This window comes from Streptomyces sp. NPDC048481 (assembly GCF_043200075.1).
GTDB lineage: Bacteria > Actinomycetota > Actinomycetes > Streptomycetales > Streptomycetaceae > Streptomyces.
Genome location: NZ_JBICXC010000002.1, coordinates 738,894 through 751,848, shown reverse-complemented (window position 1 = coordinate 751,848; position 12,955 = coordinate 738,894). Strand labels below are relative to the sequence as shown.

Genomic DNA, 12,955 nt, shown 5'->3' with positions numbered 1-12,955 from the left:
GGCGCGGCGGCGCGGAGGCGCGGAGGTCACGCCTTGCGGAGCCCGACGCCTGCGGGACCGGTCGGCGCGGGACCGGTGGGTCGGGGACGGTGCGTGCGGGTTCGGGTCCGGCGGGCCTCGGGGTCGCGCGGGCCCGCGCTCCGCGGGCCCGGGGGCTGAGGGGCCGGGCCCGGGGGCTGAGGGGCCGGGCCCTGCGGGTCCGTCCCTGCGGGTCCGCCCTCCGTCCGCCGCCCTGCCGGGTCGGACGCGGGGGAGCGGGCCGGGGTTCGTGAGGCCGGGCGGGGGGGCGGGGGTGCTCTTAAGAGGGACCTTCGCCGCGCGTCGGGGGCGGTGGGGGGTGGGGGCGCGTTTGGCTGATCGGATGATGAGCACACGAGTCGTCGCCGCGCTGCTGGCCGGCGCGTCCCTGCTGTCCCTGGCGAGCCCCGCCCGGGCCGCCCCCGCGCCGCCCGGCATCGAGACGTGGCTCGTGGCCGGGGCGCCGACGGGGACGTACCGGCCGTGGCAGCTCGACACGCCCGACCAGGCGCTGCCGCCCACGGTGTACGAGCCGAGCGCCGCCGAGGACGCCGTCGAGCCGCCGGACGCCGCGCCCGGGACCTATGCGCCGGTCGAGTACGTGCCGCCGGCCGACGTCGTCTCCCGCACGGCGTGCACGAAGCGGACCGGGCCGTATCAGCGGGCGGTCGAGCGATGGCTGAAGCGGCCGGCGGACGGCAGGCAGTCGGCCGCCGACTGCGAGGCGATCCGCGCCTTCCAGCGGGCGCAGGGGATCACGCCCGCGATCGGATTCGCGGGGCCCGTCACCTGGGCGCGGATGCAGCTGGTCGCCGCCCGTGGGAACCCGAACGCGGCGAAGAAGTGCCCGGTGCGCTCGTACCGGGTCGCGTGCGTCGACCTCGACCGCCAGCTCACCTGGGTCCAGAAGGGGACGAAGGTGGTCTTCGGGCCCGTCGAGATGCGCAGCGGGCGGGTCGCCCACCCGACCCGCAGGGGCTGGCACACCGTCTACTGGCGCCACAAGAACCACGTGTCCAGCCTGTACGGCACCCCCATGCCCTACGCCCAGTTCTTCGACGGGGGCGAGGCCTTCCACGCCGTCTACGACACCCTCCACACCCTCGTCGGCTCCATGGGCTGCGTCAACCTCACGCTCGGCGACGCGCGCAGGCTGTGGAACGTGCTGAAGAAGGGCGACCGCGTCTATGTGTGGGGGCGGCGGCCCGGTACCTGAGGGGCGGTCCGGGCGCTCTGAGACACTGGGCGCGATGAGTGAGACCACCGCCCCGAGCACCGCCCCGTCGCGCGCCCGCGCCGAGATCGACCTGGCCGCGCTGCGGGCCAACGTGCGGACCCTGCGCGCCACGGCGCCGGGCGCGGCGTTCATGGCCGTGGTGAAGGCCGACGGCTACGGCCACGGCGCCGTGGCGTGCGCCCGCGCGGCCGTCGAGGCCGGCGCCACCTGGGTGGGCGTCGCCACGCCCGAGGAGGCGCTGGCGCTGCGCGCGGACGGCGTCCTGCCGGCCGACGTCCGGATCATGTGCTGGCTGTGGACGCCGGGCGGTCCCTGGCGGGAGGCCGTCGACGCCGGCCTCGACGTGTCCGTGAGCGGGCTGTGGGCGCTGCGGGAGGTCGAGGAGGCGGCCCGCGCCGCGGGCCGGCCGGCCAGGGTCCAGCTCAAGGCCGACACCGGGCTCGGACGCAACGGCTGCCAGCCCGCGGACTGGGCGGAACTCGTGGCGCAGTCGCTGCGCGCCGAGCGCGAGGGCCTGGTGCGGATCACCGGCCTGTGGTCGCACTTCGCCTGCGCCGACGAGCCCGGGCATCCCTCCGTCGCCGCCCAGCTCGCCCTGTTCCACGAGATGAGGGCCCACGCCGAGCGGGCGGGCGTCCGGCCCGAGGTGCGGCACATCGCCAACTCCCCGGCCACGCTCACGCTTCCGCAGAGCCACCTCGACCTGGTCCGTCCGGGCATCGCGATGTACGGCCTCTCACCCGCCCCCGAGCTGGGCTCCTCCGCCGACCTCGGGCTGCGCCCGGTGATGACCCTCGCGGCCTCGCTGGCCCTGGTGAAGCACGCTCCGGGCGGCCACGGCGTGAGCTACGGCCACCACTACGTGACGCCGGGGGAGACGACGCTGGGGCTGGTGCCCCTCGGCTACGCCGACGGCGTTCCGCGGCACGCCTCCGGGACCGGCCCGGTGCTGGTCGGCGGCAAGTGGCGCACGGCCGCCGGGCGCATCGCGATGGACCAGTTCGTCGTCGACCTCGGCGGCGACGACCCCGGCCCCGGAGCGGAGGCCGTGCTGTTCGGTCCCGGCGACCGGGGCGAGCCCACGGCGCAGGACTGGGCGCAGGCGGCCGGAACCATCGGATACGAGATCGTCACACGCATCGGAGTGCGGGTTCCCCGCGTCTATGTGAATGAATGACGCGTCCGGGCCCCGGCTCAGGTGAATGCGCGACGGGACGGGTAACCGGCAGTCAGGTGACGGACATCGGCCGAAGAGGGAGCGGTACGTGAGCGAGAGCAGCGCGGAGGTGGTGACGTCCGGCGCGGAGGCGGTGGCGAGCGCCGCCACGGCGGTCGTCGCCGCCTCCGCCACGGGGGCGGCCGGGGGCTGGCGCCGGACGACCGGCGTCGCCGGCGCCGCGATAGGCGTGATCGCCGCGGGCGCCGCGGCCGGAGTCGCCCTGGAGCGGATGACCGTCGGGCGGGGCATGCGGGCGAAGGCCCGGCTGGCCCTGGACTCGGCGGGACCGTACGGCGGGCTGCGCGGCGCCCCGGGCAAGGCGGTCGCCGACGACGGCACCGAGCTGTACTACGAGGTCGACGAGGCCGAGCCGCAGGGCGGTCCGGCCGGCCGGCGGCGCAGGCTGTTCGGGCGCAAGGCCCCGCTCCCCGTCACCGTGGTCTTCAGTCACGGCTACTGCCTCAACCAGGACTCCTGGCACTACCAGCGGGCGGCCCTGCGGGGCGTCGTGCGGACCGTGTACTGGGACCAGCGCAGCCACGGCCGCTCCGGGCGGGGCCGGGCCCAGACGCGGGACGGCGTGCCGGTCACCATCGACCAGCTGGGGCGCGATCTGAAGGCCGTCCTCGGCGCGGCCGTGCCGGAGGGGCCGATCGTGCTGGTCGGCCACTCCATGGGCGGGATGACGGTCATGGCCCTGGCCGCCCTGTATCCCGAGCTGATCCGCGAGCGGGTCGTCGCCACCGCGTTCGTGGGGACGTCGTCCGGGCGGCTCGGCGAGGTCAACTTCGGGCTGCCGGTCGCCGGTGTGAACGCGGTGCGGCGGGTGCTGCCGGGGATACTGAAGGCGCTCGGGCAGCAGGCGGCCCTGGTGGAGAAGGGCCGGCGGGCCACGGCCGACCTGTTCGCCGGGATAATCAAGCGGTACTCGTTCGCCTCGCGGGACGTCGACCCGGCGGTGGCGCGGTTCGCCGAGCGGATGATCGAGGGCACGCCGATCGACGTGGTCGCCGAGTTCTACCCGGCGTTCACCGATCACGACAAGACCGAGGCGCTCGCCTCCTTCACGGACATGCCGGTGCTGGTACTGGCCGGGACCGGCGACCTGGTCACGCCGAGCGAGCACAGCGAGGCCATCGCCGACCTGCTGCCGGACGCGGAGCTGGTGCTCGTGCCGGACGCCGGGCACCTGGTGATGCTGGAGCACCCGGAAGTGGTCACCGACCGGCTCGCCGACCTGCTCACCCGTGCGGGCGCCGTGCCCGCAGGAGCTACCGTGAACGGTTATGGAAGCACCAGCAGCACCGCGCAGCCCGGTTGAGCCGGAGGCCGCGCAGAACGTCGTGGACATCGTGGTCGGCTCTCCCGGGGCGATGACGGACCTGGGCCGTCGTCTGGCCGGCCTGTTGCGCGCCGGCGACCTCGTGATGCTCAGCGGGGAACTGGGGGCGGGCAAGACGACGCTCACCCGCGGCCTCGGCGAGGGCCTCGGGGTCCGGGGCGCGGTCACCTCGCCGACCTTCGTGATCGCCCGGGTGCACCCCTCGCTCGCCGGAGGTCCGCCGCTCGTCCACGTCGACGCGTACCGGCTGGGCGGCGGGCTCGACGAGATGGAGGACCTGGACCTCGACGTCTCGCTGCCGGAGTCGGTGGTCGTCGTGGAGTGGGGCGAGGGCAAGGTCGAGGAGCTGACCGACGACCGGCTGCACGTCCGCATCCACCGGGCCGTCGGCGACACCTCCGACGAGGTGCGGCACGTGACGGTGACGGGGACCGGGTCGCGGTGGGCCGCGGCGGACCTCGGCACGCTGGCGGGCTGACCTCCGGGGACGAGGCCGTCCGGACCCTCGCGCGCCTGCTCGTGAATGTTCCGACAGGGTGTCGGCAAAATGTTGCGTGCGGCGTCTTCGCCGTGGTCACATGGTACCGAGCCCGTGGTTAGGTCTGCCTAACCACGCCCGCCCCCGAGCAGCAGGAGGCGTTCATGCCGGTCCCCGAGCCCACGCCCCGGTCCGCGCGGCCGTCCCCGCTCGCCCCCGTGTCGATGCGCGACCTGCTGGCGTCCTGCGCGGCCGCGGAGGCCGTCTCGACGCCGCCGCGGCTGCCCGACCCGTCGACGGTCGCGCACCCCCCGGCCGCCGGACGGCGCCGGCCCGCCGAGCGCCGCAGGGCCGCCTGAGCCGCCCTCCCCGAGCCCCGCGCTTCGAGCCCTGGGCTTCCGAGCCCTCCGAGGATCACTCCTACGGGTCACTCACCGGCGTCCGTCGGGGTCCTCTGCCGCGGTCCGCGGTCCCGCTGCCCGTGGTCCTTCTACGGGACGACGACGATCCCGCGTCCGATCGTCGCGAACGTCCACATCGCGGCGCCGTCCGCGACGGTCTCCCGGATGCCGCCCGTCCGCACCGTCGGGTCCGGCTCCGGCATCGAGCCGTCCAGCGCCGCGCTGAAGCCGATCGTCGCCCCCTGCGCGGTGGTGAAGCGCACGACGTGCTCGATGGGGGTGCCGTCGGTGCCGGTGACGGCGCCCGAGCGGGAGGTGACGACATACCTGCCCGGCAGCGGGTCCACGCTGCCCGGCGCGACCTCGAACGTGCGCGTGACCACGTCGTGCGGCCCGACCAGCCACACCCGGTCGCCGGCCAGCGAGTAGACCACCCGCTCGCCGGCGCCGGAGCCGGCGGGCAGCGCGGCCGGGTTCCGCCGGCTCTGGTGCGTCTCGTTCGCCGGGGCCCCGCCGCTCTGCCGCCCGTCCAGGTCGGCGGGCGCGTTAGCCGACGCCTGGTAACCGAGGAATCCGACCGCCGCGAGGGCCGCCGCGGTGAGCCCGGCCACGAAAGTCGAGCTGTTGCTTGGCATGGCCGACCGTCCCGTCTGTCCTGTACGTCACGTTTCGCGGCGACGTTAGCAGTGATCGGACGTTCGGCCGGTGCGGCCGTTTCCGGGGCACGGGAGCCGTAGGCTGTTTGCGTGCTCTTGCTCGCTCTGGATACCGCCACCCCCGCCGTCACCGTCGCGCTGCACGACGGCACGGACGTCGTCGCCTCCTCCGCCCAGGTGGACGCGCGCCGCCACGGTGAGCTGCTGCTGCCGGCCGTCGACCGGCTGCTCGCCGGCGCCGGGCTCCGGCTCGACGCCGTCACCGGGATCGTCGTCGGCGTCGGCCCCGGCCCCTACACCGGACTGCGCGTCGGCCTGATGACCGCCGACACCTTCGGACTCGCGCTCGGCGTCCCCGTGCACGGCCTGTGCACGCTCGACGGGCTCGCGTACGGGTCCGGCCTCGGACGCCCCTTCGTCGTGGCGACCGACGCCCGCCGCAAGGAGGTCTACTGGGCCCGCTACGCCGATTCCCGCACGCGGCTCTCGGATCCCGCCGTGGACCGGCCCGCCGACATCGCCGACGAGGTGGCCGGACTGCCCGCCGTCGGCGCGGGCGCGCTGCTCTACCCGGACACCTTCCCCGACGCGCACGAACCCGAGCACGTCAGCGCCGCGGCGCTCGCGGGCCTCGCCGCCGAACGGCTGGCCGCGGGCGAGGAACTCCCCGCCCCCCGTCCGCTGTACCTGCGCCGGCCGGACGCCCAGGTGCCGAAGAACTACAAGGTGGTCACCCCCAAGTGACCGACACCGTCAACCCGCCCGGACAGCCCGTGCTGCGCGAGATGCGCTGGTGGGACATCGAGCCCGTGCTGGAACTGGAGAAGGACCTCTTCCCCGAGGACGCCTGGTCGCGGGGCATGTTCTGGTCCGACCTGGCCCACGCCCGCGGCCCCGAGGCAACCCGGCGCTACCTCGTCGCCGTCGCCCCCGGCGGCAGCCGCGACGACGGGGCCGGGGGAGCCGCAGGGCGGATCGTCGGGTACGCGGGCCTGGCCGCCGCCGGGGACCTCGCCGACGTCCAGACCATCGCCGTCGCCCGCGACCACTGGGGCACCGGTCTCGGCGGCCGGCTGCTCACCGAACTGCTGCGGGCGGCGACCTCGTTCGAGTGCGCCGAGGTCATGCTGGAGTGCCGGATCGACAACATCCGCGCCCAGAAGCTCTATGAGCGCTTCGGCTTCGAGGCCATCGGCTTCCGCCGCGGCTACTACCAGCCGGGGAACGTGGACGCCCTGGTGATGCGCCTGACCGACCCGACGACATCCGTAGCCGGAACACAAGGAACCGAGACCCATGGCTGACGAACCCCTCGTACTGGGGATCGAGACCTCCTGCGACGAGACCGGCGTCGGCGTCGTGCGCGGCACGACCCTGCTGGCCGACGCGATCGCCTCCAGCGTCGACGAGCACGCCCGCTTCGGCGGGGTCGTGCCCGAGGTGGCCTCCCGGGCCCACCTGGAGGCGATGGTGCCGACCATCCACCGGGCGCTGAAGGAAGCGGGGGTGAGCCCGAACGACCTCGACGGCATCGCGGTCACGGCCGGCCCCGGACTCGCCGGCGCCCTGCTGGTCGGCGTCTCGGCGGCGAAGGCGTACGCCTACGCCCTCGGCAAGCCCCTCTACGGCGTGAACCACCTCGCCTCGCACATCTGCGTGGACCAGCTGGAGCACGGCGCGCTGCCCGAGCCGACGATGGCCCTGCTGGTCTCCGGCGGCCACTCCTCCCTGCTGCTGTCCACCGACATCACCTCCGACGTCCGTCCCCTGGGCGCGACCATCGACGACGCGGCGGGCGAGGCCTTCGACAAGATCGCCCGCGTGCTGAACCTGGGCTTCCCGGGCGGCCCGGTCATCGACCGCTACGCGCGCGAGGGCGACCCGTCGGCCATCGCGTTCCCACGCGGCCTCACCGGCCCGCGCGACCCCGCGTACGACTTCTCCTTCTCCGGGCTGAAGACGTCGGTGGCCCGCTGGATCGAGGCGAAGCGGGCGGCGGGCGAGGACGTGCCGGTGCGGGACGTGGCGGCCTCCTTCCAGGAGGCGGTCGTCGACGTCCTCACCCGCAAGGCCGTGCGGGCCTGCAAGGACGAGGGCGTCGACCACCTCATGATCGGCGGCGGCGTGGCCGCCAACTCCCGGCTGCGGGCCCTGGCCCAGGAGCGCTGCGAGGCCGCCGGCATCCGGCTGCGCGTGCCGCGCCCCAAGCTGTGCACCGACAACGGCGCGATGGTGGCGGCGCTCGGCGCGGAGATGGTGGCCCGGGGCCGGGCCGCGTCGGGCTGGGACCTGTCGGCGGACTCCTCGCTGCCGGTGACCGAGCCACACGTGCCGGGCAGCCCGCACGCGCACGACCACGACCACGTGCACGAGACGGCCAAGGACAACCTGTACTCATGAGGATCGCGTCATGAGCGTCGCGCTGATGTGGGAGGCCCGGGCGGCCGCCGGGCGGGGCGCGGAACTGCTGGCGTGGGCGCGGGCGCAGGAGTTGTCGCCGCCGCCGCTGCGCCGCGAGACCTTCCGGGCCCCGCAGGACCGGGTGCTGGTGATCACCTGGTGGGACGCCGGGTACGACGACGCCGGCCTCCCCGAACTGCCCGAGCCCGACGGGGAACTGGTGACCCGGACGGTGCACCGGTGGCGGTTCGAGCCGGTGGCCGACGAGCACTGACGACCACGGCCGGCTCCGCGGGTCTCCGGGGTGCCGCGGGTGGGCCGGGTGCCAGTGGCCGGGTGGCCGGGCTCGGCCGTTTCCGCCGGGGTGGCCGGGTGGCGGGGCTGCGGGTGCTGGAGGCGTCCTGGCGGCCGTCCCCGGTGGGCCGGTACGCGCGTGCCGCGGTCGTGGACCGGCGGCTGGAGCCGGCCGGGTTCGCGGGTCTCCGGGGTGCCGCGGGTGGGCCGGGTGCCAGTGGCCGGGTGGCCGGGCTCGGCCGTTTCCGCCGGGGTGGCCGGGTGGCGGGGCTGCGGGTGCTGGAGGCGTCCTGGCGGCCGTCCCCGGTGGGCCGGTACGCGCGTGCCGCGGTCGTGGACCGGCGGCTGGAGCCGCCGTCGGCCCGGCCGGTGCGGGAGCCGGTCCGGGCGGGCCGGCTCGGGCGTCCGGAGTCCGGCGGCCGCGGGGCCGGCGTCGCACGACCGCCGGCGTGGGCCGTGCGGCTTCCGGTGCGGGGCCAGGGCGTCGGGCGCGCCCGACGGGGGTGCCCAGGGCAGGCACGGGTGGACGGCCGCGGGGCCGGCGGAGTTCGGTCCGCCGGCGCCGGTGTGGCCGTGTCTCAGGCGGGCACGACCTCCACGTCGCAGTGCAGCCGCCGCTCCACGCCGACCTCGCGCACCGGCCCGGTCAGCCGCACCCGGGCCACCTCGCGCACGTCCGCGCTGGAGGCCGCCAGCCGCAGTTCCAGCTCCCCGGGTTCGACGATCCGCCGGCCGTCGCGGTCGGTGAACGCCGACAGGTCGGCGTGGAAGCGGAACACGACCCGCGCCGAGTCGCCCGCCGCCAGCTCCAGCCGGCGGTAGCCGATCAGCCGGACGTCGGGACGCGTCACGCTCGCCACCGGGTCGTGCAGGTACAGCTGCACGACCTCCGTGCCCGCCCGGCCGCCGGTGTTGCGGACGGTCACGGCGGCCTCGCAGGAGCCGTCGGTCCCGATCTCGGCCTCGGCGCCGGTGAAGTCCTCCCAGGCGAACTCCGTGTACGCGCGCCCGTGGCCGAAGGCGTACAGCGGGGTCGGGTCCAGGCTGCTGACCTCGCCCGCCAGACCCAGCGGCGGCTGGAGGTACGTCCAGGGCTGGCCGCCCGGCACGCGCGGCACGCTCACCGGGAGGCGGCCCGAGGGGTTCACCCGGCCCGACAGCACGCCCGCCACCGCGGGGCCGCCCTCCTCACCCGGGAAGAACGCCTGCACGACCGCACCGAGCCGCCCGTGCCAGCGGCCCAGCGCGTAGGGGCGGCCGGTGAGCAGGACGAGGACGACCGGGACGCCCGTGGCCACCAGCGCGTCCAGCAGCTCGCCCTGGACGCCCGGCAGGCTGAGGTCGGCCACGTCGCAGCCCTCGCCCGAGGTGCCCCGGCCGAAGAGGCCCGCGCGGTCGCCGAGGACGGCCACGCACACGTCCGCCTCCGCCGCGCGCGCGATGGCCTCGGTGAAGCCGGACGGGTCCGGGTCGGAGACCCCGCAGCCCTCGGTGAACGTCACCTTCGCGTCCGGCAGTTCGCTCCGCAGCGACTCCAGCAGGGTCGGGATCTCGATGCCCGTCTCCACCCCGGGGTGGTGCGGCAGGACATGGGAGGGGAACGAGTAGCAGCCGAGCATCGCCAGCGCGTCCGCCGCCCGCGGCCCGATCACCGCGACCCGGGTGTCGGGGGCGAGCGGAAGCAGCGCGTCGGGGTTGTCCAGCAGGACCACCGACTCCTCGGCCAGCCGGCGGGCCAGCACCCGGTTCCCGGTCGGGTCGAGGTCGACCGACTCGGAGGTCTCGGGCCGCCAGTCCTCGTCGAGCAGGCCCAGCTCGCACTTCTGGACGAGCACCCGGCGGGCCGCCCGGTCCACCAGCTCCTCCGCCACCTCGCCCGCGCGGACGGCCGCGACCAGCGAGGAGCCGTAGTACTTCACCGTGGGCAGTTCGACGTCGATGCCGGCGTTCAGGGCGAGGGCGGCGGTCTGCGCGTCGGTGCCGGCCACCCGGTGCAGGGTCTGGAGGAAGCCGATGCCGAAGTAGTCGGCGACGACCGTGCCGGTGAAGCCCCACTCCTCCCGCAGCAGCCGGGTCAGCAGTTCGGGGTCGGCGGAGGCCGGGACGCCGTCGCGTTCGGTGTAGGCCGCCATCACCGAGCGGGCGCCGCCCTCGCGCAGTGCCATCTCGAAGGGCGGCAGCGTCACGTCCGCGAACTCCCGGGTGCCCGCCCGCACCGGGGCCAGGTTGCGGGCCCCGGCCGAGGAGGCGTATCCGGCGAAGTGCTTGAGAGTGGCGACCACCCCGGCCGATTCGAGGCCGCGCACATAGGCCGTGCCGACCGTGCCCACCAGGTACGGATCCTCGCCGATCGTCTCCTCGACCCGTCCCCAGCGCGGGTCGCGGACGACGTCCAGGACGGGGGCCAGCCCCTGGTGGACACCCACCGCGCGCAGATCGCGGCCGATCGCGCGGCCCATCTCCTCCACGAGCGGCGGGTCGAAGGCGGCGCCCCAGGCCAGCGGCACCGGATAGGCGGTGGCCCGCCAGGCGGTGAAGCCCGCCAGGCACTCCTCGTGCGCGACCGCCGGGATGCCGAAGCGTCCCGCGGCCGCGATCTGCCGCTGGGCCTGGGCCAGGGCGCGGGCGCCGAGGCCGGGCTCCACGGGCGCGGTGCCGAAGGAACGGGTCAGCTGGCCGAGCCCGCGGGCGATCAGCTCGTCGTAGTCCTCGGCGGGATCGGCGATCATGTCGTGCTGGTGGGGGGCGACTCCGTCGCCGTCCGTCGCGGCGCCCACCCACACGCCGTACAGCTGGGCGGTCTTCTCCTCCAGGGTCATCCGGGAGAGGAGGTCGTCCACGCGGGCGGCGGCGGGCAGGGCGGGGTCACGCCAGGGGGCGGTGGTCATGAAACTCCTGTCAGAGGTCGGTGAGCCACCAGAGGGCCAGCGAATCCGGGGATCCTGTACCAGCTCGTATAAGCTTGTACGAATGTTTCGAGCTGTACTTCGAATGTTCCGGGAACCTATGGCGTCCTACCAGGTTCGTCAAGAGGTCGCGTGGCGATACGATCGCCGCCATGACACCCTCGGAGCCCGCGGAAACGCGGACAGAAGCGCGGCCGACGCAGACCGCGACCCTCGCGGAGATCGCCCGTGAGGCCGGCGTATCGGCACCGACTGTTTCGAAGGTCCTCAACGGCCGGGCGGACGTCGCTCCCGGCACCCGCACCCGCGTCGAGGAACTGCTGCGCGCCCACGGCTACCGGCGCCGCCGGGCCGAGGCGACCCGCTCGCCCCTGATCGACGTGGTCTTCCACGAACTCGAGAGCGCCTGGGCGATGGAGGTCATCCGGGGCGTGGAGAACGTGGCGCGGGACGCCGGGCTGAGCGTGGTGCTGAGCGAGAGCGCTGGACGGCTCACGCCCGGGCGGACCTGGGCCGACCAGGTCGCCGCCCGCCGCCCCTACGGCGTCGTGCTGGTGCTGTCCGGGCTGGACGAGTCCCAGCGGGCGCTGCTGACCAGCCGGTCCATCCCGTTCGTGGTGATGGACCCGGCGGGCGACCCGGGGGCCGACGTGCCGTCCATCGGGGCGACGAACTGGCAGGGCGGTCTCGCCGCCACCCGCCACCTGGTCGAGCTGGGGCACCGGCGGATCGGAGCGATCACCGGACCGTCGCAGATGATGTGCAGCCGGGCCCGCATCGACGGCTACCGGGCCGCCCTGGAGACGGCCGGGCTGCCGGTGGACCAGGCGCTGATCAAGACCGGCGACTTCCATCACGAAACCGGCTACCGCCTCGGCCGCGAGCTCCTCGACCGCCCCGACCGGCCCACCGCCGTCTTCGCGGGCAACGACCTCCAGGCCCTCGGCTTCTACGAGGCCGCGCGTGAGCTGGGGCTGCGCATCCCGGAGGACGTCAGCGTGGTCGGCTTCGACGATCTGCCGGTGGCCCGCTGGGTGGGCCCGCCGCTGACGACCGTGCGCCAGCCCCTGACGGAGATGGCCGAGGCGGCCGCCCGGCTGGTCCTCGAACTGGCCCGGTCGACGTCGCGGGAGGCGCCGGCGGCGACCCGGGTGGAGCTGGCGACCAGCCTGGTGGTGCGCACCAGCACCGGCGCGCCGCCGGCCGGGTAGACCGGGGGCCGGGCGAGGGCGTCGGGGACGCAGGGCCGGGCCCCGGGAGGGCCGGACCGGGGCGGAGTGCGCGCGGAGGAGGGCCGACTGAGGGCCGAGCGTGGGGTGCGGCCGGAACTGCACGTATCGAACGGGTGTGGCGCCCACCCCCACCCTCCTCCGCAGTCAATCGGTTGACCGACCGAAACTTTCGGAAGCACCCGCAGAAGATCCTCTGGTGGACCGCACTCGGCCGGAGCCTGAAAGGGCTGTCGCCCGGGCCCGTGAGCCGGCCCCGAGCGCATCGGGGAAGTCTCGGGGAAGTCGTCGCCGAACCCGTCGGAAAAAGGATCCGGGACGGGTGTCGATCCGGCCCGCTTCCGTTCGACGCAGGGGTGAGAGGCCGGGAAGGACCCGGCCCACCGGACCCGAGGAGTCACCATGCCCCGCTACCTGTCGCTCGTGCGGATCGACGAGAACAGCGCGCCCGCGGAGGGCCCCAGCCCCGAGCTGATGCAGCGCATGGGCGAGCTGATCGAGGAGATCACCAAGGCCGGCGTGATGCTGGAGACCGCCGGGCTGACCCCGACCGAGCAGGGCGTCCGCGTGCGCTACGAGGGAGGCAGGATCTCCGTCACCGACGGACCCTTCACGGAGACCAAGGAGGCCGTCGGCGGCTACGCGATCATGCAGTGCAAGGACCGGGCCGAGGCCGTCGAGTGGACCAAGCGCTTCCTCAAGGTCCACGAGGACTTCTGGACCGTGACCTGCGAGGTGCGGGAGATCGCCGAGGGCTGAGCCTTCCTTGGCCCGG

Annotated in this window: 13 protein-coding genes; 11 read left to right on the top strand and 2 right to left on the bottom strand. The window is 75.0% G+C overall.

Going from position 1 to position 12,955, the window contains the following annotated elements; translation table 11 throughout:
- Positions 1–364 precede the first annotated feature (364 nt).
- The 5 genes from ACGFSH_RS09475 (at position 365) to ACGFSH_RS09455 (ending at position 4,653) form a co-directional block, all read left to right on the top strand.
- Positions 365–1,234: a L,D-transpeptidase family protein gene (locus ACGFSH_RS09475; RefSeq protein WP_393346982.1), complete on the top strand. Its 870-nt coding sequence runs from the start codon at positions 365–367 to the stop codon at positions 1,232–1,234.
- 34 nt (positions 1,235–1,268) lie between these two features.
- Positions 1,269–2,432: an alanine racemase gene (gene alr / locus ACGFSH_RS09470; RefSeq protein WP_393346586.1), complete on the top strand. Its 1,164-nt coding sequence runs from the start codon at positions 1,269–1,271 to the stop codon at positions 2,430–2,432.
- An 88-nt stretch (positions 2,433–2,520) separates the two neighbouring features.
- A complete protein-coding gene (locus ACGFSH_RS09465; RefSeq protein WP_393346584.1) occupies positions 2,521–3,795 on the top strand; it encodes an alpha/beta fold hydrolase in 1,275 nt (424 codons plus the stop codon).
- Complete coding sequence (gene tsaE, locus ACGFSH_RS09460) at positions 3,761–4,294, top strand: tRNA (adenosine(37)-N6)-threonylcarbamoyltransferase complex ATPase subunit type 1 TsaE (protein WP_393346582.1); 534 nt, start codon at positions 3,761–3,763, stop codon at positions 4,292–4,294. Before ACGFSH_RS09465 ends, tsaE begins: the two co-directional genes overlap by 35 nt.
- A 164-nt stretch (positions 4,295–4,458) precedes the next feature.
- On the top strand, positions 4,459–4,653 hold the full coding sequence (locus ACGFSH_RS09455) for a hypothetical protein (protein WP_393346580.1): 195 nt from the start codon (positions 4,459–4,461) through the stop codon (positions 4,651–4,653).
- Between the two features lie 131 nt (positions 4,654–4,784).
- Here ACGFSH_RS09455 and ACGFSH_RS09450 read toward each other — a convergent pair whose 3' ends face one another.
- The gene (locus tag ACGFSH_RS09450) at positions 4,785–5,330 is read right to left on the bottom strand and encodes a hypothetical protein (protein ID WP_393346578.1); all 546 of its coding nucleotides are present in this window, start codon (positions 5,328–5,330) and stop codon (positions 4,785–4,787) included.
- A 111-nt stretch (positions 5,331–5,441) separates the two neighbouring features.
- Between ACGFSH_RS09450 and tsaB the strand changes: the two genes are divergently transcribed.
- Genes tsaB through ACGFSH_RS09430 form a run of 4 tightly spaced genes read left to right on the top strand, consistent with a single transcriptional unit; the run spans position 5,442 to position 8,025 of the window.
- Positions 5,442–6,095 carry a tRNA (adenosine(37)-N6)-threonylcarbamoyltransferase complex dimerization subunit type 1 TsaB gene (gene tsaB / locus ACGFSH_RS09445; protein ID WP_393346576.1) on the top strand — a complete coding sequence of 218 codons (654 nt, stop codon included), beginning with the start codon at positions 5,442–5,444 and terminating at the stop codon, positions 6,093–6,095.
- Between the two features lie 41 nt (positions 6,096–6,136).
- Entirely contained in the window at positions 6,137–6,655 is a 519-nt protein-coding gene (locus tag ACGFSH_RS09440) for a GNAT family N-acetyltransferase (protein ID WP_393346980.1), read from the top strand.
- Positions 6,648–7,751 carry a tRNA (adenosine(37)-N6)-threonylcarbamoyltransferase complex transferase subunit TsaD gene (gene tsaD, locus ACGFSH_RS09435; RefSeq protein ID WP_393346574.1) on the top strand — a complete coding sequence of 368 codons (1,104 nt, stop codon included), beginning with the start codon at positions 6,648–6,650 and terminating at the stop codon, positions 7,749–7,751. Before ACGFSH_RS09440 ends, tsaD begins: the two co-directional genes overlap by 8 nt.
- 10 nt (positions 7,752–7,761) lie before the next feature.
- The gene (locus ACGFSH_RS09430) at positions 7,762–8,025 is read left to right on the top strand and encodes a hypothetical protein (RefSeq protein WP_393346572.1); all 264 of its coding nucleotides are present in this window, start codon (positions 7,762–7,764) and stop codon (positions 8,023–8,025) included.
- Between the two features lie 598 nt (positions 8,026–8,623).
- Here the strand turns inward: ACGFSH_RS09430 and ACGFSH_RS09425 are convergent.
- Complete coding sequence (locus tag ACGFSH_RS09425) at positions 8,624–10,933, bottom strand: glycoside hydrolase family 3 N-terminal domain-containing protein (protein WP_393346570.1); 2,310 nt, start codon at positions 10,931–10,933, stop codon at positions 8,624–8,626.
- Positions 10,934–11,103: 170 nt separating this feature from the next.
- Between ACGFSH_RS09425 and ACGFSH_RS09420 the strand changes: the two genes are divergently transcribed.
- Positions 11,104–12,162, top strand: a complete 1,059-nt coding sequence (locus tag ACGFSH_RS09420) for a LacI family DNA-binding transcriptional regulator (RefSeq protein WP_393346568.1) — start codon at positions 11,104–11,106, stop codon at positions 12,160–12,162.
- A gap of 420 nt (positions 12,163–12,582) precedes the next feature.
- Positions 12,583–12,939 carry a YciI family protein gene (locus ACGFSH_RS09415; protein ID WP_393346566.1) on the top strand — a complete coding sequence of 119 codons (357 nt, stop codon included), beginning with the start codon at positions 12,583–12,585 and terminating at the stop codon, positions 12,937–12,939.
- Positions 12,940–12,955: the final 16 nt, after the last annotated feature.